The following is a 20,827-nucleotide window of genomic DNA, read 5'->3' on the forward strand; positions in this document are numbered from 1 at the left end:
GCCCCCCGGAGTCAGTGTTTCTTGCGAGTGAGTTCGCGCATGGCCCCGTCGAGTCCCTCGAGAGTCAGGGGGTACATGCTGCCGCCGATCAGGTCCTTGATCATCTTGGTCGACTGCGAATACGTCCACTGCTTTTCCGGCACCGGATTGAGCCAGACCGTGGCGGGGTAGGTCTGCGCCACGCGATGCATCCACACCGCGCCCGATTCCTCGTTGAAATGCTCGACGCTGCCGCCGGGATGGCTGATCTCGTAGGGGCTCATTGCCGCGTCGCCAACGAACACCACTTTGTAATCGTGGCCGAACTTGTGGAGGATGTCCCAGGTCTTGGTGCGTTCCGACCAGCGGCGCTTGTTGTCCTTCCACACGCCTTCATACAGGCAATTGTGGAAGTAGAAGAACTCCATGTTCTTGAATTCTGCGGTTGCCGCGCTGAACAGTTCCTCGACCAGCTTGATGAACGGGTCCATCGATCCGCCGACATCGAGGAACAGCAAGAGCTTGACCGCGTTGCGCTTTTCCGGCCGCATCCGGATGTCCAGCCAGCCTTGGCGCGCCGTGCCTTCGATCGTGCCGTCGAGATCGAGCTCGTCTGCTGCCCCTTCGCGGGCGAAGCGGCGCAGGCGGCGCAAGGCGATCTTGATGTTGCGCGTGCCGAGTTCGCGAGTGTTGTCGAGATTTGCGAATTCGCGCTTTTCCCAGACCTTTACCGCGCGCTTGTGCTTGCTCTCGCCGCCGATGCGGACGCCTTCCGGGTTGTAGCCGGAATTGCCGAACGGGCTGGTGCCGCCCGTGCCGATCCACTTGTTGCCGCCCTGATGGCGCTTCTCCTGCTCTTCGAGACGCTTCTTGAGCGTCTCCATGATCTCCTCCCACGAGCCGAGGGACTTGATCTTCTCCATCTCTTCTTCGGACAGGAACTTTTCGGCCACGGCCTTGAGCCAGTCCTCGGGGATGTCGACCGGGCGCTGGCCGTAATCGGTGAGCAGGCCCTTGAAGACCTTGTTGAACACCTGGTCGAAGCGGTCGAGCAGACCTTCATCCTTCACGAAGGTCGCGCGGCTAAGGTAGTAGAATGCTTCCGGTGTCTGCTCGATCACGTCCTTGTCCAGCGCTTCGAGCAGGACAAGGTGCTCCTTGAAGCTGGCTTGAATGCCTGCGGCACGCAACTCGTCGACGAAATTGAAAAACACGGGCTGCGGCTCCTCTGACTTAACCGAGTGATTAAGCGCTGCCGCTGCGATCGGCAAGGGCTGTTACGCGATAGGCGGTTGAGCGGAAGCGACAAACGGTTAAGCCATGAGGAAACATGGTTAAGGGCAGTTTACCATGAGTCGCGCTACGGTTTTGCTTGCGATCGTTGGGCTTCTGCTGGGTTTGGCGGGCCTCGGCTTGGCGCTGCCGGCGCGGGAGGCGCGGGCAGATGTGCAGGATGCGGTGATCCAGCAGATCGCGCCCCCGCCGGTTGCCCCTCAGGTCGCCCCGCTAGTCGCGCAGCCTGTCCGCCCACAATTGCCCCCGCCGGTTGCGGACGTTCTGCAATCGGGTGTGCTGGTCGTGGTTAGCAAGGCGTCGCAACGGATGCACGTGTTCAAGGATGGCTCGCATTGGGGTTCCTCGCCGGTCTCTACAGGCAAGCGCAGACATTCGACCCCGGCCGGTGTATTCCCGATCCTGCAGAAGCGGGTGTTCCATCGTTCCAATATCTACAGCAACGCCCCGATGCCCTACATGCAGAGGCTGACCTGGCGCGGCATTGCAATCCATGCCGGGTATGTCCCGGGATATCCGGCCTCCCACGGCTGCATCCGCTTGCCGCGCAGTTTTGCCAAGGCGCTATTCGACCTGACGAAGGCAGACCGGACGACAGTTGTGGTGACGAATGCTCCGCTCCGTTCAGAGCAGGGGGCGGTGACTCTGGCGCTCAATTCGCAAGCGCCGGCTGCAGTGCCGGAAGCAGGTCCCCGCGTTGGGATGGCTGCCGCGACGTCGGTCCAGACGATCCAGCTTGCTGCGGCGCTGAGCCCTGCCGAAGCGGAGGCGCATTGGCAGGGTGCGGTCGTGATGTACCCGGAACTGGCGAGTTTCCAGAAGGCCGTTGTCCCTGCGGTGGTCGGCCAGCGCCGCTATTGGCGGTTGCGCGCCAGCGCCCCCGGCGCCCATGCGCTGTGCGGCGTGCTGAAGCGTTCGGGGCAGGACTGTTTCAACGTGATCTGACCCGGTGCACGGCCGCAACCAGCACGAACGAGATGTACATCAGAAGGTACCAAGCGCCGAGCTTTGCAGGGGAGACAAGGGTCCAGCCCGCCTCCTGGCTGGGATAGATCCACGCGCGTGAGAAAGTGGCGATGTTCTCCGCGAACCAGATGAACAGCGCCACGAGGAACCAGCCAAGCAGCAACGGCATGGAACGGTTTTCCCGCCACACGCGGAAGATCACGCGGGTGCGCCAGAAGAGCAGGCCCATCGCCGCGAAGAGAAGCAGGCGAACGTCCGGCAGCCAGTGATGCGCAAAGAAGTTCACGTAGACAGCAACTGCCAGTGCGTAGCTCCACGCGGCAGGCGGATAATGCGGAAAGCGGAAATCGAAGATGCGCCAGACACGGGCGATATAGCTTCCGACGCAGGCGTACATGAATCCGGAGAACAGCGGCACGCCGCCGATCCGCAGCAGGCTTGGTTCCGGGTAGGTCCATGACCCGTAGGCGGTCTTGAAAAGTTCCATGATCGTGCCGACCGCGTGGAAGGCGAGGATGACCCTGGCCTCCGTCAGAGTCTCAAGCCGGAGCAGCAGCATGGCGATCTGGATCGCGAGTGCACCGATCGTCAGCGCGTCATAGCGGGCGATCGGTGCGTCCGTCGGCCAGAACAGGTGCGTACCCAACAGCATCGCCAACATCAGGCCACCGAACAGGCAGGCCCACCCCTGTTTGAAGCCGAACAGCAGGAATTCGTAGATCCACGCCGTTGGCCCCGGCGCTGGATCGATGGCCTCCAGCCGCGCGCGAATGGCGGCAAACCGCGTATGGGCGGTGGGCCTCGGCGCAAGGTCGCTCATGCCTTAGCTGACGGGCGGCGGGGCAGGGGGCTGTTGCGGCCAGCTTTCGAGAGAAGGATGGAACTGAGCCCAGGGCGGTGCATCCTCGGTCCAGATGATCGCTTCGGGGCGCAGGCCGTGGCCTGCGTCAAGGGCACCGAAGCGCACTGTCTTCAGGTGAAGGCGTGCAGAACTCTGCGCGAAGATCTGCGTGCCGCAGGCGGGGCAGAAGTGGAACGTCAGGGTGTTGCCACTGGCCGCCGTCCATTCGGAATGGGCCAGGGTGCCGGTGATGTTGACGTCTTCCGCCTTGAAGATTGCGTTATTGGTCGGGCCACCGGCCGCAATCTGCTGACACTGGCGGCACCAGCACTGGCGAGTCGCAATTGGCTCCCCGGCGATCTCGAGGTGGACGGAACCGCAAGCACATTGACCGGAATAGGGCATGGCAAAAAGCTTCCTTCAGGCTTTCAGTAATTGGGTATTGTTAGTGTTACATACAATTGTCTATGGTGCTGCCACTTGGAGAGGATAACGCCATGACACTCAAGCTCTACAGTTTCGGACCGGCTGCCAACTCGATGAAACCGCTGCTGACGGTGTTCGAAAAGGGCCTCGATGTCGAGAAGCATCGGCTGGATCCTGCAAAGTTCGAGCATCACACCGATTGGTTCAAGGCGATCAATCCGCGCGGTCAGGTGCCGGCGCTGGTCGACTCTGGGGTGGACGGCGACAAGGTCATCACTGAATCAACCGTGATCTGCGAGTATCTCGAGGACGAATACCCGACGGAAGTCTCGCTCCGCCCAGCCGACAGCTTCGGGCGCGCACAGATGCGCATCTGGACGAAGTGGGTGGACGAATACTTCTGCTGGTGCGTCTCGACCATTGGCTGGCATCGCTATGTCGGCAACATGGTCAAGGGCCTTACTGACGCCGAGTTCGAGGAAAAGGTGAAAGCGATCCCGGTGGTCGAGCAGCAGGTGAAGTGGCGGCGCGCCCGCGAAGGCTTCCCGCAGGACATGCTCGACGAGGAAATGCGCAAGATCGGCTACTCAGTGCGAAAGCTGGACGACCACCTTGCCGACCATGAATGGCTGGTGCCGGGGCAGTACACCCTGGCCGACATCTGCAACTTCGCCATCGCCAACGGCATGCCGTTCGGCTTCAAGGAATTGGTGAACAAGGAGGACACGCCTCACCTGGTGCGCTGGATCGAACAGATCAACGAGCGGCCGGCGGTAAAGGCGATGTTCGCGCAGGTAGAGCTGGAAAAGCTTGGGCCGCGGGAGTGAGACGCCCTTGCATCGGCAAGGTCCGCACGCTCAACTGGCGGGCGGCGGACCTTTGGGATGGCGCGGGAGATGTCCGGGTAGCGGAGCCCAGCTCGGCGCACTGTCCGCCCAGATGACTGCCGTTGGCGGCGCGAGTTCGGGGTCGTCGAGTGTTCCCGCGCGAACGCGCATCGGCAGGCCTGTCGGCGTGACGGTGCGACTGTAGATTTGCGCGCCACAGACATTGCAAAAGCCACGTTCGACTGTGTTGCCGCTGTCGGCAATCATCACGAAGGTTCCGAGTTTGCCTTCGATCGCCACGGCGGCTTCCGGGAAAAGCACGTTCACCGTAGCCGATCCGCTGGCGATGCGTTGGCAATCTCGGCACCAGCACATGCGGGCGCCCAGTGGGTCGGCGGAGATTGTGTAGCGAACCGCGCCGCAAAGGCATCCGCCGACATGGGGCATGGCAATCTTCCTCAGTTCCCCGGACGCCGGGCCATGAAGGCCAGGCGCTCGAACAGCATGATGTCCTGCTCGTTCTTGAGCAGCGCGCCGTGAAGCGGCGGGATCGCCTTGGTCGGATCGCGGTTCTGGAGGACGTCCAATGGCATGTCCTCGTTCAGCAGGAGCTTGAGCCAGTCGAGCAGTTCGGAAGTGCTGGGCTTCTTCTTGAGGCCGGGCACTTCGCGGATCTCGTAAAACACCTCCATCGCCTTGCTCACCAGGGTCTTCTGGATACCGGGGAAGTGGACGTCGATGATTGCCTGCATCGTGTCGCGGTCCGGGAACTTGATGTAGTGGAAGAAACAGCGGCGCAGGAAGGCGTCGGGCAGTTCCTTCTCGTTGTTCGAGGTGATCACGACGATCGGGCGTTCACGCGCCTCGATGCGCTCCTGCGTCTCGTATACGTCGAAGCTCATGCGATCGAGCTCCTGCAGGAGGTCGTTCGGAAACTCGATGTCCGCCTTGTCGATCTCGTCAATCAGCAGAACGGGAAGGGTGGGACTGGTGAAGGCCTCCCACAGCTTGCCTTTCTTGATGTAGTTGCGAATGTTGTGGACCCGCTCATCGCCGAGCTGGCCGTCGCGCAGGCGGGCGACTGCGTCGTATTCGTAAAGGCCTTGCTGAGCCTTGGTGGTGGATTTCACGTTCCATTCGATAAGCGGCGCGTTCACCGCCTTCGCGATTTCATGAGCGAGCACGGTCTTGCCGGTGCCGGGTTCTCCCTTTACCAGAAGAGGGCGGCGCAGCAGGACGGCTGCGTTGACGGCGACCTTGAGATCTTCGGTAGCGACGTAATTGCTGGTGCCTTCAAAGCGCATCGGCGTTTCCTGTGTGCTTAATCGTTCGGTTAAGCGATAAGGCGGCGGAGAGTGCGGCGCAAGGGGGTTGCTGAACTGACGGCCGCTTCATCTTCGAACTCAAAGTTAGACGCACGTGTCAGTTTCGGAGCATGTTGATGACGCACGCGTCATTTTTGAACTCGGTTGGTGACGCATCCGTCATGTATGTCGTGTCAAACTGTCGCTAACTTATGCTTGGCCGTCTCGGCGATTGAAGTGCCCGAAACCGCCGTGTAGCGACGCGGAAATGGTCGCACCCCGCAATGTCATGGCGAAGCAAGGCTATCAGGCATCGCCGCGCGAGCGGGCCGGAGCAATGGCGTTTGCCGCAGTCACAACCTTGTTGGTGTTCCTGATCATGTGGCGAATGGGCGCGGTTACCGGCTTCGGCGATGGGAAGGGCACGCACCTGACCGCGATCGACCTATCCGCTCAGGGGCAGGACGAAGAGAAGGCGCAAAAGCAGGAGCAGAAGCGGCAGAAGCAGGCGGAATCCGCCGAAGCCGCTGTGAGCCAGCCGGTGGCTGCGCCGCCTCAAGTGCCAGTGCCTGGCAAGGTCGAATGGCCCGAAGGATTCATCGAGCTGTCGCGCAACGACTACCGCGCGACCGACATCAGCAACATGAAGCGGGCAGAGTCCGGCGGGGCGCAACAGGTGGGCGCGGGCAGTCCGGGCGATTCCGCCAGCGTAGGGCAAGGACCGGGCGGCGTGCGGCTCTTTGCCGCGCAATGGTATCGCGAACCCACCGATGCCGAGATCGGCCCCTACCTGCCCCAGCGCCGGATGCAGGGGGACTGGGCGATGATCGCGTGCAGGACGGTGGAGAAGTACCACGTCGAGGATTGCCAGGAACTTGGCGAAAGCCCGCCGGGATCAGGCCTTGCCCGCGCGATCCGGCAGGCGAGCTGGCAGTTTTTGGTGCGACCACCCAGGGTCAATGGAAAGCCTCAGATCGGGGAGTGGGTGCGGATACGGTTTGATTTCCGAGCGAAAAAGGGCGATCCTGATCGTCAAGTTGCTGGCTAAACCCGAATGGGAAGTGGTGCGGAAACATAGTCCCCCTGGCGGGTAACGATCACTGTAAACTGCGAAGGGATCGTTTCATGGCAAGTAGTGGAGAACGCATTCAGGATATCGGCCCGCAACCCCTAGCCTTCGATATCGAAGTGGCGACCAAGACCAATGGCGACTATCGCTCGGTCGCCTGGACGGGGCGCTATTTGCAGGTAACGCTCATGTCGATTCCTGTCGGCGGAGACATCGGGTTGGAAGCACATCCCGAGACGGACCAGTTCCTACGGCTCGACGCGGGAAAAGGCCTGGTGCAGATGGGGCCAACCGAGCATGAGCTGACGTTCGAGCGGCAAGTGTCGGATGGCTGGTGCGTTTTGGTGCCCGCTGGCACCTGGCACAACGTCACGAACATCGGCGACGAGCCTATCCAGCTCTATACGATTTACGCGCCTGTCCACCATGCCGCATCGCGCGTGCATCCTACGAAGGAGGCAGCCGAAGCCGATGAGCCGAACGATACGCCCCCTGAATGGACTGTCCAACCTGCCAAACCCGCGCAGGACAAGCATGGCTAGCGCTGGCGCGTTTGTTTAGGCGTATCGATCGGTAAGCAGCCATTTTCTGTAGTGGCTGCTTGGATGACGCCGACGACGCCTTCCGGGAGGTTACGCGTCAATCAACTCCGGATCGATCTCGCTCGCGCGGTTCTGGATGAACATGAAGCGCTGGGCGGGATCGCGGCCCATCAAGCGGTCGACGAGTTCCTTCACCGCCGCTCGGCCCTCGTATTCAGGCGGCAGGGTGATGCGGATGAGGCTGCGGGTGGCAGGCGCCATCGTGGTTTCGCGCAGCTGTTGCGGGTTCATTTCGCCAAGGCCCTTGAACCGACCGACTTCAACCTTCTTGCCCTTGAACTTGGTCGCTTCCAGCTCGGCACGGTGGGCGTCGTCCTTGGCGTAGGCGGAGGTGCTTCCGCTGGTCAGGCGATAGAGCGGAGGCTGGGCGAGGTAGAGGTGGCCGCGCCGGACCAGCTCGGGCATCTCCTGGAAAAAGAACGTCATCAGCAGCGTGGCGATGTGTGCGCCATCGACGTCGGCGTCGGTCATGATGATTACCCGATCATAGCGCAGCGCGTCCGGGTTGCAGTCCTTGCGCATGCCGCAGCCGAGCGCGAGTGCGAGGTCCGCGATTTCCTGGTTGGCGCGGATCTTGTCGGCCGTGGCGCTGGCGACGTTGAGGATCTTGCCGCGGATTGGCAGGATTGCCTGCGTCTTGCGGTCACGCGCCTGCTTGGCGCTGCCGCCTGCGGAATCGCCTTCGACGATGAACAGTTCGGTCTCGCCTTCACCTTCGCCCGAGCAATCGGTGAGCTTGCCGGGAAGGCGCAGCTTGCGGGCGTTGGTGGCGGTCTTGCGCTTGACCTCGCGCTCCGCCTTGCGGCGCAGGCGTTCGTCCATGCGCTCCATCACCGCGCCGAGCAACGCCTTGCCGCGCTCCATGTTGTCGGTGAGATAGTGGTCGAAATGGTCGCGCACCGCAGCTTCAACCATGCGCGCTGCCTCTGGCGAAGTCAGGCGGTCCTTGGTCTGGCTCTGGAACTGCGGATCGCGGATGAAGACCGAAAGCATGATCTCGCTGCCGGTGATCATGTCCTCTGGCGCGATGTCCTTGGCCTTCTTCTGGCCGATCAGTTCGGCAAAGGCGCGGATGCCCTTGGTCAGTGCGGCACGCAGGCCCTGTTCGTGGGTGCCGCCATCGGGCGTGGGGATGGTGTTGCAGTACCACGAATAGGAACCATCGGACCACAGTGGCCAGGCGATAGCCCATTCTACGCGGCCGTTCTCTTCGCCATTGGGGCCGAGCGGGAAGTCCTGTCGGCCGGCGAAAGGCACGGAGGTGACGCATTCGCGGCCCGAGACCTGTTCCGCGAGATGATCGGCAAGGCCGCCGGGGAACTGGAAGACGGCTTCCGCCGGCACTTCCTCGCTGGCAAGCGAGGCAGCGCACTTCCAGCGGATTTCGACGCCTGCGAAGAGATAGGCCTTGGATCGGACCAGCCGGAACAGGCGGGCAGGCTTGAACTTCGCGTCTTCTCCAAATATCTCGAGATCGGGGATGAACGTGACCTGCGTGCCGCGCCGATTGGGGGCATTGCCGATCTTCAACAGCTTGGTCGTCGGATTTCCGTGCGAAAACTCCTGCGCGTATAGCTCCTTGTTTCGCGCCACCTCGATCCGGGTGAGTGAGGAAAGCGCGTTGACCACCGAAACGCCGACGCCGTGCAGACCGCCACTGGTTGCGTAGGCTTTTCCGGAGAACTTGCCGCCGGAGTGAAGCGTTGTGAGGATGACTTCCAGCGCCGACTTGCCGGGGTATTTCGGATGTTCGTCAACGGGGATACCCCGGCCATTGTCCGAAATGGTCAGCCGATTGCCTTCCTCCAGCATGACCTCGATGCGGTTGGCGTGGCCGGCGACCGCCTCGTCCATCGCATTGTCGAGCACTTCGGCGGCGAGGTGGTGCAGCGCGCGCTCGTCCGTGCCGCCGATGTACATGCCGGGGCGGCGGCGGACCGGTTCGAGGCCCTCGAGAACTTCGATGGCGGAGCCGTCATAGGCCTCGGCTGCGCTGGTGGCGGGGAGCTTGTCGAAAAGGTCGTCGGACATGCGAACGGGTATAGAACACGGGAATCCCGGCGCAAGCGGGGATGCCGCCTTATCCTGCGAAATCCCCCGCTTTCGGCCTATCAGAATTTTGCCGGAGCGGGCGATACGGTGGTGAAGGTGCCGGTGCCAACTTCACGCACCTCCATCGCCCGTTCGGCCATGCCGCTTGCCGTGAAGCGGAAGACGCCATCAAGGCCGATGAAGCCCTGCGGATCGTAGAGCTTCGCCGTTGGGAAGGTGGTGCCCGGCTTCCATGTTCGGGCAATGTTGAGCGTCAGCAGGACGCTGTCGTAGCCCAGCGTTGCAAGCCGCGATGGCGTCGCGCCGAAACGTGTGGCGTAGCTCTTTTCAAATTGACCGAAGCGCTGATCGGAGACGGCAGCGAACCATGCGCCGCGCATGGCGACAGATTTCGCGATCGCGCCTTCACCGCTCCACAGTTCGGTTCCCAGAAGCTTGACGCCTTTGCCCGCCAGCGGACCCGCCTGAAGCGCGATGCGGCTGCCATCCGCGATCAGCAGCGCGTCGAAACGGCCCTTGTCCTTGACGCGGCGTACTGCGCTGGCAACCGACGTATTGCCGCGATCATAGGTTTCGATGGCGGTGACGGCGACGCCATTGGCCCGCGCGGCCTCGGTCAACCCTGCGGTCGCCCGCTGCCCGTAATCACCGGTCGGGATGATTGCGGCAACGGACTTGATCCCACGCGACTTGGCGAAGCCGAGAACGCGCGTGATCGATTGGCCGGGGGCCTGACCCATGACAAAGACATCTCGCGAAGCGACGGCACTGTCGTTCGAATAGGTAATCATCGGGACTTTGGCCGGGCGCGCAACATTTGAGACCAGAACGACATCATCGGACAGCAGGGGGCCGAGGATCAGCTTGTTGCCGTCGGCAATGGCGCGGGCGGCCGCGCTGCCAGCGCCCGTTGCTGTGTCATATGTTGTGATGCGCAGGTTTGCCGCGCTGGTATCGAGCACGGCCATCGTTGCAGCATTGGCTATCGATTGACCAACCGATGCGTTTGGCCCTGTCATTGGCACCAGCAGCGCGACACGATGGCGGCCGGCATCGGTTGGCAGGACGTTTGCGTCAGGAGCCTTTTCGGTCGGTTCTGCGATCGGGCCAGTGCCCTTGGGGATGACGGTGCAACCTGCCAGAAGGGTCAGCGTGCCGGTGACAACCCATCTGCGGGAGCGGCGCAAGCCAGTTTCGCGCCAGTCGCCCGATTGTCCCTCGATCATTCCCTGCACACCCTCTTGTCGCTCTGTCATCGCCGGTCCATGGAAAAGCCATGGATACGTCGCCTCTTGCACCCGGTCTCTATATTGTTGCCACGCCTATTGGCAATCTTGGTGACATGACCCGTCGCGCCACAGACACGCTTGGGCGCTGCGATCTGGTAGCCTGCGAGGATACGCGGGTGACAGGGAAATTGCTGAATCTGCTGGGCCTTCACAAGCCGATGCGACGGTATGACGATCATGCCAGCGACGGCGCGAGGGAAGCGCTGCTGGCAGAAATGGCGGTCAAGGCGGTTGCACTGGTATCGGATGCCGGAACGCCGCTGATCTCCGATCCGGGTTACAGGTTGGTGCGAGAGGCGCGGGCGCGGGGGATATCGGTCACGTCGTTGCCCGGTGCGAGCGCGGTCGTGACCGCCTTGTCGATGGCGGGGTTGCCGACGGATCGGTTCCTGTTTGCGGGGTTCCTGCCGAACAAGGAGAAGGCGCGGGGCGATGTCCTGACCGAACTATCCGGCGTCCCGGCCACGCTGGCATTCTATGAAACGGGGCCCCGCCTTGTGGCTTCGCTGGAAGCAATCGCCGAGCGTTTGCCCGGACGCGAGGTCGCGGTTGCGCGTGAGCTGACCAAGTTGCACGAGGAGTGTCGTTCCGGCTCTGCAGCGGAACTTGCGGCGCACTACTCGGCGCAGCCGCCGAAAGGTGAGATCGTGCTTCTCATTGCGCCACCCGGAGAGGCCGAAGCGCCCGAGGACGACGTCATCGACGCGGAACTGCGCGCGGCGCTGGCCGAGATGTCTACATCGCAAGCGGCAGGCAAGGTGGCAAAGGCGCTTGGGCTGGATCGCAAGGTGCTTTACGCACGGGCCATGGCACTCAAGGAATGAGGCGTGCCGAGGCTGAGCAGCAAGGACGGCGGGCCGAATGGCTGGCAGCGTGGTGGCTGCGGCTTCAGGGCTGGCGCATTCTGGCGCAGCGGGTGAAGCTCATGGCAGGCGAGGTCGACCTGATCGCGCGAAAAGGGCGAACGGTTGCGTTCATCGAAGTGAAATGGCGGAAGGATGCCCGGCAACTGGGCGCCGCGATTGACGCTCACCGCCTGCGACGCGTCGCAAGGGCGGCGGAAATGCTTGCCGGAAAGTATGCAAGGCCTGGCGATGACGTCCGAATTGACGTTATCCTGATGGCACAGGGAAAGTGGCCGTACCGGATTGCCAACGCCTGGCAACCCGGCACCTGACCGACGCTTAGTGGGCGGGCTTGTGCTCTTCCTTGTGTTCGCCGTCCTTGTGCTCGTCGTGATGCTCGTCCTTCTTGTCGCCCTTGTGATCGTCCTTCGGGGCGCTGGTGGGGTGCGGGTCGGGGTTGGCAACGCCCTGTGACGACCAGCCGAGAACGGCGATTCCGGCAGCGGCAACGGTGAACAGCTTGCGCATCAATGGCTCCTTGGATTTGGGGGGCGCCTTCGAGGCGCGATCTGAAAATGGTCGCACAAGCTACAAATCGGCTTTAAGGCGCACCTGAGATAAACCCCTGAGGATCTGTGCAAGCATGACTCTTCGCGTTGCGGTCCAGATGGACCCGCTCCACTCGATTAATATCGCTGGAGATTCCAGCTTCGCACTCATGCTTTCGGCGCAGGAGCGCGGGCACGAGGTTTACCATTACGACGTAGGTTCGCTGACGCTGGACGAGGATGACCGGCTGATCGCTCATGCCCGTCCGGTGACGGTGCAGCGCGTGGAGGGCGACCACTACAAGACAGGCGACGTGCGCCGGCTCGACCTTGGGCGCGATATCGACGTGATCCTCATGCGGCAGGACCCTCCGTTCCACATGGGCTACATCACGGCCACCCATCTGCTCGAGCGGATCGAGGGTGAAGCGCTGGTCGTCAACAATCCCCGGAGCGTTCGCAATGCGCCTGAAAAGGTCATGGTGCTTGATTATCGGCGCTTCATGCCGCCAACGATCGTCACCCGCTCGGTCGAGGAAGTGCGGCTGTTCCAGAAGAAGCATGGCGCGATCGTCGTGAAGCCCATCCACGGCAATGGCGGCAAGGCTATTTTCCGCGTCGGGCCCGAAGGCGAAAACCTTGGCGCGCTGTTTGAGGTGTTCAACCAGACCTGGCCCGAGCCGCACATGGTGCAGGCGTTTCTTCCCGAGGTCGCCAAGGGCGACAAGCGTATCGTGCTGGTCGATGGCGAGATCGCCGGCGCCATCAACCGCAAGCCGGGTGAGGGCGAGTTCCGCTCGAACCTTGCGGTCGGCGGCTATGCCGAAAAGACGGAACTGACGGCGGAAGAGCAGGAAATCTGTGCAGCGCTCGGGCCGCAGCTGAAGCGTCTTGGCCTGATCTTCGTTGGCATCGACGTGATCGGCGGCAAGTACCTGACCGAGATCAACGTAACTTCGCCGACCGGGATTGTCGCGATCGACAAGTTCAACGGCACCGATACGCCGGGGATGATCTGGGACGCGATCGAGCGGCGGCTGTAAGGGCATCCGGGCTCCTCCATCGGAAGCAGGAGCTTTTGGCCGTTTGGAATCGTTACCCTTCTCATGAATGACTGGATCGTCCACCTGATCGAAGGCGGTGGCTATTGGGGCATCGCGTTCCTGATGGTCATCGAAAACGTGTTTCCGCCAATTCCATCCGAGCTTATCATGGGGCTGGGCGGGATCGCCGTGGCGCGGGGCCGAATGGAATTCTGGCCGCTGATGCTGGCAGGCACTGTCGGATCGACGTTGGGCAACTATTGCTGGTATCTCCTCGGCCGGACGTTGGGCTATCAGAGACTGCGCCCCTTTGTCGGTCGCTTCGGGCGCTGGCTTACCGTCGAATGGGAGGACGTAGAGGCAATAGTCCGGTTCTTTCGGCGGCATGGCCAGTGGGTAGTCTTCGCTGTGCGGTTTGCCCCGTTCATGCGCACGATGATCTCATTGCCAGCCGGTCTTACGCACATGGGGCATGTACGGTTTCTACTGTTCACCTTCGCTGGCGCTGCAATCTGGAATGCGATCCTGAGTGGCGCGGGCTATTACCTCGGGCGCAACTTTGGAGAGATCGAGAAGTACACCGGGCCGATCGCGACTGCGACGCTGGTCATCGTGCTTATCGGCTATGTCTGGCGCGTACTTACGTGGAAGCCGCGCGAGCGCTAGGGTTGACTATGCGGCGCCTTGCGGGCTTTGTCTCGAAGCCTGCCGGATTGGCGGTCTTATGTAACGCTACGAAATAAAAGGTATTGTCCATGGCAGTGAAGGCGATGTGCATCGTTACGAAAAGCGAGGAAGGGCGCGGCGCCTATGCCGTGCGGATGGACAACGACGAGAATGTCTATTTTCCGCTCAGCGTGACAGAGGCGCTCGAACTCGAGGAATTCGACGAGGTGGAAGCGATCCTGGTGAAGAACGACCGGCCCGAGCCGGCTTGGCGGGCCATTCGTGCAAGATTGCCGGTCATGGACTGAGCAGAACGGAAAAGCCCCCGCAATGCGGGGGCTTTTTGTTTGGGAAGATGGCGGATCAGGCGTCCTTGGCCAGCCACTCTTCCAGCCACTTGATGGTGTAGTCGCCAGAGAGGAAATCAGGCTCGTTCAAAAGGCGCTGGTGAAGCGGAATCGAGGTCTTGGGTCCTTCGATCACCATTTCCTGAAGCGCGCGCTTGAGGCGCATGATGCACCCTTCGCGTGTACGGCCGTAGACGATCAGCTTGGCGATCATCGAGTCATAGTACGGCGGGATCTTGTACCCGGCATAGAGCCCGGAATCGACCCGTACGTGCATGCCGCCCGCGGCGTGATAGCTCTTAACCAGGCCGGGCGAAGGGGCAAAGGTGAACGGATCTTCCGCATTGATGCGGCACTCGATCGCGTGCCCCTTGAACTCGATCTCGTCCTGGCTGACCGACAGGGGCTTGCCATCGGCAATGCGGATCTGTTCGCGCACCAGATCGACGCCGGTGATTGCTTCGGTAACAGGATGCTCCACCTGCAGGCGGGTGTTCATCTCGATAAAGTAGAACTCGCCGTTTTCCCACAGGAACTCGATCGTACCCGCACCGCGATAGCCCATGTCAGCCATGGCCTTGGCGACAATGCCGCCCATGCGGTTGCGCTCTTCGGTCGAGATCACCGGCGAGGGCGCTTCTTCAAGCACCTTCTGGTGTCGGCGCTGCAGCGAACAGTCGCGTTCGCCGAGGTGGATGGCATTGCCATTGCCGTCGCCGAAGATCTGGAATTCGATGTGGCGCGGGTTGCCGAGGTACTTCTCGATGTAGACCGTCGCGTCGCCGAAGGCGGCCTTGGCTTCGCTGCCAGCCTGCTGAATCAGGGTTTCAAGCTGTTCAGGGCTGTTGCAGACCTTCATCCCGCGACCGCCGCCGCCCGATGCTGCCTTGATGATGACCGGATAGCCGGCCTTTTCGGCAATGGCCTTGGCTTCCTCGAGATCCGAAACCGCGCCGTCCGAACCCGGCACCAGCGGCAGGCCGAGTGCGCCAGCGGTGCGCTTGGCCTCGATCTTGTCGCCCATCGTGCGGATGTGTTCGGGCTTGGGGCCGATCCAGGTGATGTCGTGGGCTTCGACGATCTCGGCGAACTTGGCATTCTCCGAAAGGAAGCCGTAGCCCGGGTGGATCGCGTCAGCGTGAGTGATCTCGGCTGCCGAAATGATCGCCGCGACGTTAAGGTAGCTATCCTTCGCTGCGGGCGGACCGATGCACACCGCATGATCGGCGAGGCGCACGTGCATCGCGTCGGCATCGGCGGTGGAGTGCACCGCGACCGTCTCAATGCCCATTTCGTGCGCGGCGCGGTGGATGCGCAGCGCGATTTCGCCGCGGTTGGCGATAAGCAGGCGCTTGATGGCCATCAGCGGACCTTTACGCGATCACGACCAGCGGCTGGTCGAATTCGACCGGCTGCGCGTTCTCGACCAGGATCGCCTTTACCACGCCTGCGGCAGGCGCGGTGATCGGGTTCATCACCTTCATCGCTTCGATGATCAGCAGGGTTTCGCCCGCCTTCACGCTCTGGCCGACGGTGACGAAGTTGGCAGCGCCCGGTTCGGCGGCGAGGTAGCAGGTCCCGACCATGGGTGACTTCACGGCGTTGGAATGGTCTTCTGCAGGAGCAGCGGCAGGCGCAGCAGGTGCTGCCGTCGCGGCAGGTGCAGCGACCGGGGCCGGGGCTGCAACCGCAACCTGAGCGACCGGCGCAGCAGTCAGCTGACGGGCTACGCGGATCTTGCGCTCGCCATCCTCGACCTCGATTTCAGACAGCCCGGTTTCGGCAAGAAGCTCTGCCAGTTCGCGTACAAGCTTGCCGTCGATCGCCATGTTTTCGGCCTTGTCGCCGCGTTCGTGACCCATTTGAATTTCCTCGCGGGGTATGAATTCTGACCGCGCGCCATGCCCCCAACGCGATGGACTGGCAAGTGGCAGCGATCAGTGAAAGTGGAAAAACGCCTGTTTCAAAGGCGCGAAACGGCGTCCAATGCCGCAAGGTAGCTGTTTGCGCCGAAGCCGCAGACAGTGCCAAGCGCGGCCATGCCGACATAGGAATGGTGGCGGAAAGCCTCGCGTTTGTGCGGGTTCGACAGGTGAACCTCGATCACCGGCACCTTGATCGACTTGATCGCATCGTGGATCGCCACCGAGGTGTGGGTGTAGGCACCGGCGTTGAGCAGCACGGCCTTTACGCCCTCGGCCTGCGCCTCATGGAGCCAGTCTATCAGATGGCCTTCATGGTTGGACTGGCGCATGTCGATCTCGAGACCCAGTTCACGGCCGCGATCTTCGAGCATGCCGGCGATGTCGTCGAGCGTCTGCGAACCGTAGATTTCCGGTTCGCGCAGGCCGAGCAGGTTGAGGTTGGGGCCATTGAGCACATAGACGGTCGTGCCCTGGCCGGAAGCTTGTGTCATCAGATCCCCCGATCGCGAATGCCTGTCGTGATAGACAATGCGGGCAAAGTCGCAAGGGCAAGAGGGAGGTGATTATCAAAAGCCGGGGGCGATGGGGGGACCCGCAGGTGCCTCGATCGTGTTTTCATATATCGCGCTGTCGGCGGATCCGTCGGTGACTTCATCCGACAGCGAGGGCTCGCCGAAGCTGTCGGTGGTGCCGCTCTCGACAACTGGCGCGGGGTTGCTGGTGGCCGCCATGCTCAACGCTTGCCGCGAGCGCTTGTCGGCCGCGTCTGCCTTCGCCTCCAGCGCTGCGATCCGCGCTTCGAGCTTTTCGTTGTCGGAGGATCCGCAGCCGCCGAGCGCAAGGATCAAGCCAAGCGGAGCAAGGCTGGCTACAAGCGGCGCGCGCCTGCCTGCGGCCAGCAAAGGCATCAAAAAGCGGTCCGACCTCGTTCTCATGCCTGCTTTCATATCAGGCGGAGGTTACCAGAAACTAACCAAGGCGTTGCGCATTCAGCGGTCCGTTCCTCGGGCCTTTCCCCACTGCCGTGCCGCAGTATAGCCAAGGTAGCCGGTGCCGAACAAGGCATAGAGCGGTTCGGGCAAGCCGTTGAGATAGGCGCTCGTCGCGGTCATGATCGCCCGCGCAGCAGCCGGATCGAGCCCGGCCAGCAGGCCCATGGGCAAGGCCCACAGGATCACGGCGTACATCACATAGAGAAAGGCAGGGCGCGCCCGGCGAGTCCACGGATCGTCAGCGCGGGATTCGGCGAGGGTCGCCGAGATGCGCGCCTTCAGCGGCTTCAATTCTCGTGCGCTCTCAAGGCGAAGCAGTTCGAGCTTTGCCTGATCGCGTGAGGCAGCATCGGGGATGATCTTGTCGATAATCGCAGAAACCGATGAAATCAGGGCTTCGGAGTTTGCCATGCTTGCGTCCTTCCAGGTTGCGGGACGCGGGTGCATATAACCACAAGACGCGGTGTAGGAAAACGAAGACAGCAAAAAGGCCCGCGAGCACAATGCGCTTCGCGAGCCTTTTGAATTGGTCGGGACGAGAGGATTCGAACCTCCGACCCCCACACCCCCAGTGTGATGCGCTACCAGGCTGCGCTACGTCCCGACCGGAAGCGCGCCTATAGGCAGCACTTTTGAGGATGGCAAGCGCGAGATTGGCGAAAGGTTTGCGGGATCGGCTGCGGCGTGCCCCGCCTCTCGGCCAGCGCGTCAGATTGCCTTGCGCAGTTCAAACTGCTAACCGCGCCGCTTGTCCATGCCGGGGCCGGTAAATGCGGGATAACCGCAGTCGGCCCGGTTGTAATCCTTGCCTTGCGATCCCAGAAACGGACCCATGATGCTCAGCACTCTTTCCGCCGCCGCAGCAAATGCCGGCCAGCCGCCTGCCTGGATGACTTTCATGCCGCTGGTGGCGATGGGTTTCATCTTCTGGTTCCTGATCCTGCGGCCGCAGATGCGCCAGCAGAAGGAGCACAAGGCAAAGATCGCAGGCATGAAGAAGGGCGACATGGTCGTCACTGCCGGCGGACTGATCGGCAAGGTGATCAAGCTCGACGATCACTACGTCGAACTGGAACTCGGCCCGAACGTCAAGGTCAAGGCCGTGCGCGCCACAATTGGCGACATCGTGCCGCCTGTCGGCTCTTCGCCTGCGAACGACTGATCTCACTTTCCTGAAGGCTGAACGCCCATGCTCGAATTTCCGCGCTGGAAGGTGATCTGGCTTTGGCTGATAACGCTGGTTTGCGTTGCAGCCGCCATCCCGTCGCTCACTGCAACCATGGGTCTTGGTTGGCCGAGTGCACTGCCCGAGCCCAAGGTCAACCTCGGCCTCGATCTTGCAGGCGGCAGCCACATCCTGCTTGAAGCCGATCCCTCGCAGGTGCGCCAGCAGCGCATCGAAGGCATGGAGGAATCGGTTCGCAACAAGCTGAAGCAGGATGGCAAAGACATCCGCATCAGCGATATTTCCAACCGCGATGGTGCGCTGACTTTCGTTGTCGCCGATGCCTCGCAAGTCGATGCAGTGCGCGAAGCGGTGCTGCCGCTGACCAACGGGGCAGGGCTCACCGGCCAACGTGATTGGGACATCAATGTCGTCGATGGCAACCGCTTCGTCCTGAAGCCGACCGACGCCGGTATCCAGCAGGCCGTTACCCAAGCGATGGACACGGCGGTCGAAGTCGTGCGCAAGCGCATCGACGCACTCGGCACGAAGGAGCCAACGATCATCCGTTCGGGGCCGACGCGCATCGTCGTGCAGGTTCCCGGCCTGCAGGACCCGCAGGCGCTCAAGAACCTGCTTGGTCAGACCGCCAAGCTCGAGTTCAAGCTCGTCGATACTTCGGCACTGCCTTCTGACGTGGCGAAAGGCATCGCGCCCCCGGGCAGCGAGATCGTGCCCTTCGTCAGCCCTGCAGAAGGCGGCGGCGTACCGTCGATCGCAGTCAAGCGACTTGGTGGCATCCGTGGTGATCAGCTGACCAACGCCCAGCAGACAAACAACCAGCAGACTAACGAGCCGGTCGTCAACATCACCTTCAACACCGACGGTGGCGCGAAGTTCGCGAAGTTGACCACGCAGAATGTCGGCAAGCAATTCGCCATCATTCTCGACGGCAAGGTCCTTTCCGCCCCGACGATCAACGAGCCCATCCTTGGCGGCAGCGCGATCATTTCTGGCCGCTTTACCACGGAAAGCGCCAACGCGCTGGCGATCTCGCTGCGTTCGGGCGCGCTGCCCGTGGATCTGAAGGTCGTGGAAGAGCGCACCGTTGGGCCTGACCTTGGTGCAGACTCGATCCGCAAGGGTGTGATCGCGATGGGCGTCGGCACGCTGGCCCTCGCGGTGTTCATTCTCGTCACTTATGGCCGCTTTGGCGTCTACGCGAACCTCGCCGTGATCATCAACGTGATCATGATCCTTGGCATCATGGGCATAATCGGCACCACGCTGACGCTGCCGGGCATCGCCGGCTTCGTGCTGACAATCGGCGCGGCGGTTGACGCCAACGTGCTTATCAACGAGCGCATCCGCGAGGAGCGACACCGCGGCCGCAAGGTCGTCCAGGCGGTGGAGCTTGGCTACAAGGAAGCCAGCCGCGCTATTTTCGATGCGAATATCACCAACGTCATTGCCGCCGTGCTGATGTTCGCCTTCGGCTCGGGACCGGTGAAGGGCTTTGCCGTGGTTCTCATGATCGGCATCGCGACGTCGGTGTTCACCGCCGTCACCCTGACGCGCATGTGGGTCGCACAGTGGCTTCGCCGTGCCCGCCCCACCGACATTGCCCTTTAAGAGGAGGACAGACCGATGAAACTCCTCAAGCTCGTACCCGACAACACCAACATCCACTTCCTCAAGTGGCGTGTGCCGTTCTACGTCATCAGCATCATCCTGATGGCGGCCTCCTGGGGACTGGTGCTGACCAAGGGCCTCAACCTGGGCGTCGATTTCATCGGCGGTCAGATGATCCGCGTGACGTTCGAACGCAGCGCCGAAGCGCCAGTCGGTGAATTGCGCGAAGAAGTCGGCAAGCTTGGCTACGGCGAACCGATCATCCAGCGCTATGGCAAGCCCAACGAAATCTCGATCCGCATGAAGCTGCCGGAAGGCGCAGGCCAGGAAGCGGCTCTTGCCGACAAGATGGCCCGCACCATCACCGCAGACATCAAGAAGAACCATGCCGACGCGCGAATCGACGGCGTCGATTCGGTATCGGGCAAGGTCTCCAAGGAACTGGGCTGGGATGCGTTCAAGGCGCTCGGCCTCGCGTCTCTGGCGGTTGCGGCCTACATCTGGTTGCGGTTCGAATGGCAGTTTGGCGTGGGCGCGCTATTCGCGCTGGTGCACGACGTGACCCTGACGTTAGGCCTCTTTGCCGTCACCGGCATGGAGTTCGACTTGAACATCGTGGCCGCGCTGCTCACGCTTATCGGGTATTCGCTGAACGACACCATTGTCGTTTATGACCGCATCCGCGAGAACATGAAGAAGTATCGCCGGATGCCGATGCCGGAACTGCTCGACCTCTCGGTCAATGAGACGCTGCACCGGACGATCGTGACCTCGCTGTCGATGCTTATCACGCTGGTGGCCTTGCTGCTGCTGGGGCCTGACGTGATCTTCGGCTTCACTGCGGCCATCACGCTCGGCATCTTCGTCGGTACCTACAGTTCGATCTACATGGCGGCGCCCATCCTGATCTGGCTGAAGGTAAACCCGAACAGCTTCGTGCCGACCGAGACGGCACTCGAAAAGCAGGAGCGGATTGCACGCGAAGGCGTTTGATCCCGCGTAGGCAAACCGATTGG

25 protein-coding genes and 1 tRNA gene are annotated in these 20,827 nt (G+C 62.0%); 12 read left to right on the top strand and 14 right to left on the bottom strand.

Annotated features, from left to right (window positions below):
- Positions 1–11 precede the first annotated feature (11 nt).
- On the bottom strand, positions 12–1,193 hold the full coding sequence (locus tag AC1Q5P_RS00230) for a vWA domain-containing protein (RefSeq protein WP_427464952.1): 1,182 nt from the start codon (positions 1,191–1,193) through the stop codon (positions 12–14).
- 136 nt (positions 1,194–1,329) lie between these two features.
- Here AC1Q5P_RS00230 and AC1Q5P_RS00235 point away from each other — a divergent pair, with 136 nt between their 5' ends.
- Positions 1,330–2,217 carry a L,D-transpeptidase family protein gene (locus tag AC1Q5P_RS00235; protein WP_492517839.1) on the top strand — a complete coding sequence of 296 codons (888 nt, stop codon included), beginning with the start codon at positions 1,330–1,332 and terminating at the stop codon, positions 2,215–2,217.
- Here AC1Q5P_RS00235 and AC1Q5P_RS00240 read toward each other — a convergent pair.
- Both AC1Q5P_RS00240 and AC1Q5P_RS00245 read right to left on the bottom strand, forming a co-directional pair.
- On the bottom strand, positions 2,204–3,058 hold the full coding sequence (locus AC1Q5P_RS00240) for a DUF817 domain-containing protein (protein ID WP_492517840.1): 855 nt from the start codon (positions 3,056–3,058) through the stop codon (positions 2,204–2,206). The two genes, AC1Q5P_RS00235 and AC1Q5P_RS00240, sit on opposite strands and share 14 nt — an antisense overlap.
- A 3-nt stretch (positions 3,059–3,061) precedes the next feature.
- Positions 3,062–3,484: a GFA family protein gene (locus AC1Q5P_RS00245; protein ID WP_492476394.1), complete on the bottom strand. Its 423-nt coding sequence runs from the start codon at positions 3,482–3,484 to the stop codon at positions 3,062–3,064.
- Positions 3,485–3,576: 92 nt separating this feature from the next.
- Here AC1Q5P_RS00245 and AC1Q5P_RS00250 point away from each other — a divergent pair, with 92 nt between their 5' ends.
- The gene (locus AC1Q5P_RS00250; protein ID WP_039331482.1) at positions 3,577–4,332 is read left to right on the top strand and encodes a glutathione S-transferase family protein; all 756 of its coding nucleotides are present in this window, start codon (positions 3,577–3,579) and stop codon (positions 4,330–4,332) included.
- 30 nt (positions 4,333–4,362) lie between these two features.
- On the opposite strand, the gene AC1Q5P_RS00255 is transcribed toward AC1Q5P_RS00250, so the two are convergent.
- Complete coding sequence (locus AC1Q5P_RS00255; protein WP_039331147.1) at positions 4,363–4,779, bottom strand: GFA family protein; 417 nt, start codon at positions 4,777–4,779, stop codon at positions 4,363–4,365.
- A gap of 11 nt (positions 4,780–4,790) precedes the next feature.
- The gene (locus AC1Q5P_RS00260) at positions 4,791–5,636 is read right to left on the bottom strand and encodes an AAA family ATPase (protein WP_492517841.1); all 846 of its coding nucleotides are present in this window, start codon (positions 5,634–5,636) and stop codon (positions 4,791–4,793) included.
- A gap of 268 nt (positions 5,637–5,904) precedes the next feature.
- On the opposite strand from AC1Q5P_RS00260, the gene AC1Q5P_RS00265 reads away from it, so the two are divergent.
- Both AC1Q5P_RS00265 and AC1Q5P_RS00270 read left to right on the top strand, forming a co-directional pair.
- Entirely contained in the window at positions 5,905–6,684 is a 780-nt protein-coding gene (locus tag AC1Q5P_RS00265) for a hypothetical protein (protein WP_193828161.1), read from the top strand.
- A 77-nt stretch (positions 6,685–6,761) separates the two neighbouring features.
- Positions 6,762–7,247, top strand: coding sequence for a cupin domain-containing protein (locus AC1Q5P_RS00270; protein WP_193828162.1), 486 nt, complete (start codon positions 6,762–6,764; stop codon positions 7,245–7,247).
- 90 nt (positions 7,248–7,337) lie between these two features.
- Here the strand turns inward: AC1Q5P_RS00270 and parE are convergent, their stop codons facing one another.
- Together parE and AC1Q5P_RS00280 are read right to left on the bottom strand one after the other, a co-directional pair.
- Positions 7,338–9,338, bottom strand: coding sequence for a DNA topoisomerase IV subunit B (gene parE / locus AC1Q5P_RS00275; RefSeq protein WP_492517842.1), 2,001 nt, complete (start codon positions 9,336–9,338; stop codon positions 7,338–7,340).
- Positions 9,339–9,418: 80 nt separating this feature from the next.
- Positions 9,419–10,615 carry a penicillin-binding protein activator gene (locus AC1Q5P_RS00280; protein ID WP_492517843.1) on the bottom strand — a complete coding sequence of 399 codons (1,197 nt, stop codon included), beginning with the start codon at positions 10,613–10,615 and terminating at the stop codon, positions 9,419–9,421.
- 20 nt (positions 10,616–10,635) lie between these two features.
- Between AC1Q5P_RS00280 and rsmI the strand changes: the two genes are divergently transcribed.
- Both rsmI and AC1Q5P_RS00290 read left to right on the top strand, forming a co-directional pair.
- Entirely contained in the window at positions 10,636–11,472 is an 837-nt protein-coding gene (rsmI, locus tag AC1Q5P_RS00285; RefSeq protein ID WP_052241864.1) for a 16S rRNA (cytidine(1402)-2'-O)-methyltransferase, read from the top strand.
- Positions 11,469–11,825 carry a YraN family protein gene (locus AC1Q5P_RS00290; RefSeq protein WP_039331137.1) on the top strand — a complete coding sequence of 119 codons (357 nt, stop codon included), beginning with the start codon at positions 11,469–11,471 and terminating at the stop codon, positions 11,823–11,825. Before rsmI ends, AC1Q5P_RS00290 begins: the two co-directional genes overlap by 4 nt.
- Before the next feature lie 7 nt (positions 11,826–11,832).
- Here the strand turns inward: AC1Q5P_RS00290 and AC1Q5P_RS00295 are convergent, their stop codons facing one another.
- On the bottom strand, positions 11,833–12,021 hold the full coding sequence (locus tag AC1Q5P_RS00295) for a hypothetical protein (RefSeq protein ID WP_039331135.1): 189 nt from the start codon (positions 12,019–12,021) through the stop codon (positions 11,833–11,835).
- A gap of 115 nt (positions 12,022–12,136) precedes the next feature.
- On the opposite strand from AC1Q5P_RS00295, the gene gshB reads away from it, so the two are divergent.
- The 3 genes from gshB to AC1Q5P_RS00310 all read left to right on the top strand — a co-directional run bounded on the left by gshB (position 12,137) and on the right by AC1Q5P_RS00310 (position 14,058).
- Complete coding sequence (gene gshB / locus AC1Q5P_RS00300) at positions 12,137–13,084, top strand: glutathione synthase (protein ID WP_039331133.1); 948 nt, start codon at positions 12,137–12,139, stop codon at positions 13,082–13,084.
- Positions 13,085–13,147: 63 nt separating this feature from the next.
- Positions 13,148–13,750: a DedA family protein gene (locus AC1Q5P_RS00305; RefSeq protein ID WP_039331130.1), complete on the top strand. Its 603-nt coding sequence runs from the start codon at positions 13,148–13,150 to the stop codon at positions 13,748–13,750.
- Positions 13,751–13,839: 89 nt separating this feature from the next.
- Positions 13,840–14,058, top strand: coding sequence for a hypothetical protein (locus AC1Q5P_RS00310; protein ID WP_039331128.1), 219 nt, complete (start codon positions 13,840–13,842; stop codon positions 14,056–14,058).
- Between the two features lie 55 nt (positions 14,059–14,113).
- Here the strand turns inward: AC1Q5P_RS00310 and accC are convergent, their stop codons facing one another.
- The 6 genes from accC to AC1Q5P_RS00340 all read right to left on the bottom strand — a co-directional run bounded on the left by accC (position 14,114) and on the right by AC1Q5P_RS00340 (position 17,618).
- Complete coding sequence (accC, locus tag AC1Q5P_RS00315) at positions 14,114–15,460, bottom strand: acetyl-CoA carboxylase biotin carboxylase subunit (RefSeq protein ID WP_492476385.1); 1,347 nt, start codon at positions 15,458–15,460, stop codon at positions 14,114–14,116.
- A 10-nt stretch (positions 15,461–15,470) separates the two neighbouring features.
- Positions 15,471–15,959, bottom strand: coding sequence for an acetyl-CoA carboxylase biotin carboxyl carrier protein (gene accB / locus AC1Q5P_RS00320; RefSeq protein WP_039331124.1), 489 nt, complete (start codon positions 15,957–15,959; stop codon positions 15,471–15,473).
- A gap of 101 nt (positions 15,960–16,060) precedes the next feature.
- Entirely contained in the window at positions 16,061–16,513 is a 453-nt protein-coding gene (gene aroQ / locus AC1Q5P_RS00325) for a type II 3-dehydroquinate dehydratase (RefSeq protein WP_039331122.1), read from the bottom strand.
- A gap of 75 nt (positions 16,514–16,588) precedes the next feature.
- Positions 16,589–16,957: a hypothetical protein gene (locus AC1Q5P_RS00330; RefSeq protein ID WP_156484039.1), complete on the bottom strand. Its 369-nt coding sequence runs from the start codon at positions 16,955–16,957 to the stop codon at positions 16,589–16,591.
- A 54-nt stretch (positions 16,958–17,011) separates the two neighbouring features.
- Positions 17,012–17,425, bottom strand: a complete 414-nt coding sequence (locus AC1Q5P_RS00335) for a holin family protein (RefSeq protein WP_039331479.1) — start codon at positions 17,423–17,425, stop codon at positions 17,012–17,014.
- A gap of 116 nt (positions 17,426–17,541) precedes the next feature.
- Positions 17,542–17,618: transfer RNA gene (locus AC1Q5P_RS00340), tRNA-Pro, on the bottom strand.
- Positions 17,619–17,846: 228 nt separating this feature from the next.
- On the opposite strand from AC1Q5P_RS00340, the gene yajC reads away from it, so the two are divergent.
- Genes yajC through secF form a run of 3 tightly spaced genes read left to right on the top strand, consistent with a single transcriptional unit; the run spans position 17,847 to position 20,804 of the window.
- Positions 17,847–18,176, top strand: a complete 330-nt coding sequence (gene yajC, locus AC1Q5P_RS00345) for a preprotein translocase subunit YajC (protein WP_039331119.1) — start codon at positions 17,847–17,849, stop codon at positions 18,174–18,176.
- 27 nt (positions 18,177–18,203) lie between these two features.
- Positions 18,204–19,811, top strand: a complete 1,608-nt coding sequence (gene secD, locus AC1Q5P_RS00350; RefSeq protein WP_193828167.1) for a protein translocase subunit SecD — start codon at positions 18,204–18,206, stop codon at positions 19,809–19,811.
- 15 nt (positions 19,812–19,826) lie between these two features.
- Entirely contained in the window at positions 19,827–20,804 is a 978-nt protein-coding gene (gene secF / locus AC1Q5P_RS00355) for a protein translocase subunit SecF (RefSeq protein ID WP_039331115.1), read from the top strand.
- Positions 20,805–20,827 lie beyond the last annotated feature (23 nt).

This window comes from Novosphingobium sp. GW835-FHT14H07 (genome assembly GCF_058793515.1).

What these genes read in the sequence shown, in the direction of transcription:
- AC1Q5P_RS00235 (WP_492517839.1), top strand. Translation starts at nt 1,330, where the DNA reads ATGAGTCGCGCTACGGTTTTGCTTGCGATCGTTGGGCTTCTGCTGGGT.
- AC1Q5P_RS00240 (WP_492517840.1), bottom strand. Translation starts at nt 3,058, where the DNA reads ATGAGCGACCTTGCGCCGAGGCCCACCGCCCATACGCGGTTTGCCGCC.
- AC1Q5P_RS00245 (WP_492476394.1), bottom strand. Translation starts at nt 3,484, where the DNA reads ATGCCCTATTCCGGTCAATGTGCTTGCGGTTCCGTCCACCTCGAGATC.
- AC1Q5P_RS00250 (WP_039331482.1), top strand. Translation starts at nt 3,577, where the DNA reads ATGACACTCAAGCTCTACAGTTTCGGACCGGCTGCCAACTCGATGAAA.
- AC1Q5P_RS00255 (WP_039331147.1), bottom strand. Translation starts at nt 4,779, where the DNA reads ATGCCCCATGTCGGCGGATGCCTTTGCGGCGCGGTTCGCTACACAATC.
- AC1Q5P_RS00260 (WP_492517841.1), bottom strand. Translation starts at nt 5,636, where the DNA reads ATGCGCTTTGAAGGCACCAGCAATTACGTCGCTACCGAAGATCTCAAG.
- AC1Q5P_RS00265 (WP_193828161.1), top strand. Translation starts at nt 5,905, where the DNA reads ATGGTCGCACCCCGCAATGTCATGGCGAAGCAAGGCTATCAGGCATCG.
- AC1Q5P_RS00270 (WP_193828162.1), top strand. Translation starts at nt 6,762, where the DNA reads ATGGCAAGTAGTGGAGAACGCATTCAGGATATCGGCCCGCAACCCCTA.
- parE (WP_492517842.1), bottom strand. Translation starts at nt 9,338, where the DNA reads ATGTCCGACGACCTTTTCGACAAGCTCCCCGCCACCAGCGCAGCCGAG.
- AC1Q5P_RS00280 (WP_492517843.1), bottom strand. Translation starts at nt 10,615, where the DNA reads ATGACAGAGCGACAAGAGGGTGTGCAGGGAATGATCGAGGGACAATCG.
- rsmI (WP_052241864.1), top strand. Translation starts at nt 10,636, where the DNA reads ATGGATACGTCGCCTCTTGCACCCGGTCTCTATATTGTTGCCACGCCT.
- AC1Q5P_RS00290 (WP_039331137.1), top strand. Translation starts at nt 11,469, where the DNA reads ATGAGGCGTGCCGAGGCTGAGCAGCAAGGACGGCGGGCCGAATGGCTG.
- AC1Q5P_RS00295 (WP_039331135.1), bottom strand. Translation starts at nt 12,021, where the DNA reads ATGCGCAAGCTGTTCACCGTTGCCGCTGCCGGAATCGCCGTTCTCGGC.
- gshB (WP_039331133.1), top strand. Translation starts at nt 12,137, where the DNA reads ATGACTCTTCGCGTTGCGGTCCAGATGGACCCGCTCCACTCGATTAAT.
- AC1Q5P_RS00305 (WP_039331130.1), top strand. Translation starts at nt 13,148, where the DNA reads ATGAATGACTGGATCGTCCACCTGATCGAAGGCGGTGGCTATTGGGGC.
- AC1Q5P_RS00310 (WP_039331128.1), top strand. Translation starts at nt 13,840, where the DNA reads ATGGCAGTGAAGGCGATGTGCATCGTTACGAAAAGCGAGGAAGGGCGC.
- accC (WP_492476385.1), bottom strand. Translation starts at nt 15,460, where the DNA reads ATGGCCATCAAGCGCCTGCTTATCGCCAACCGCGGCGAAATCGCGCTG.
- accB (WP_039331124.1), bottom strand. Translation starts at nt 15,959, where the DNA reads ATGGGTCACGAACGCGGCGACAAGGCCGAAAACATGGCGATCGACGGC.
- aroQ (WP_039331122.1), bottom strand. Translation starts at nt 16,513, where the DNA reads ATGACACAAGCTTCCGGCCAGGGCACGACCGTCTATGTGCTCAATGGC.
- AC1Q5P_RS00330 (WP_156484039.1), bottom strand. Translation starts at nt 16,957, where the DNA reads ATGAGAACGAGGTCGGACCGCTTTTTGATGCCTTTGCTGGCCGCAGGC.
- AC1Q5P_RS00335 (WP_039331479.1), bottom strand. Translation starts at nt 17,425, where the DNA reads ATGGCAAACTCCGAAGCCCTGATTTCATCGGTTTCTGCGATTATCGAC.
- yajC (WP_039331119.1), top strand. Translation starts at nt 17,847, where the DNA reads ATGATGCTCAGCACTCTTTCCGCCGCCGCAGCAAATGCCGGCCAGCCG.
- secD (WP_193828167.1), top strand. Translation starts at nt 18,204, where the DNA reads ATGCTCGAATTTCCGCGCTGGAAGGTGATCTGGCTTTGGCTGATAACG.
- secF (WP_039331115.1), top strand. Translation starts at nt 19,827, where the DNA reads ATGAAACTCCTCAAGCTCGTACCCGACAACACCAACATCCACTTCCTC.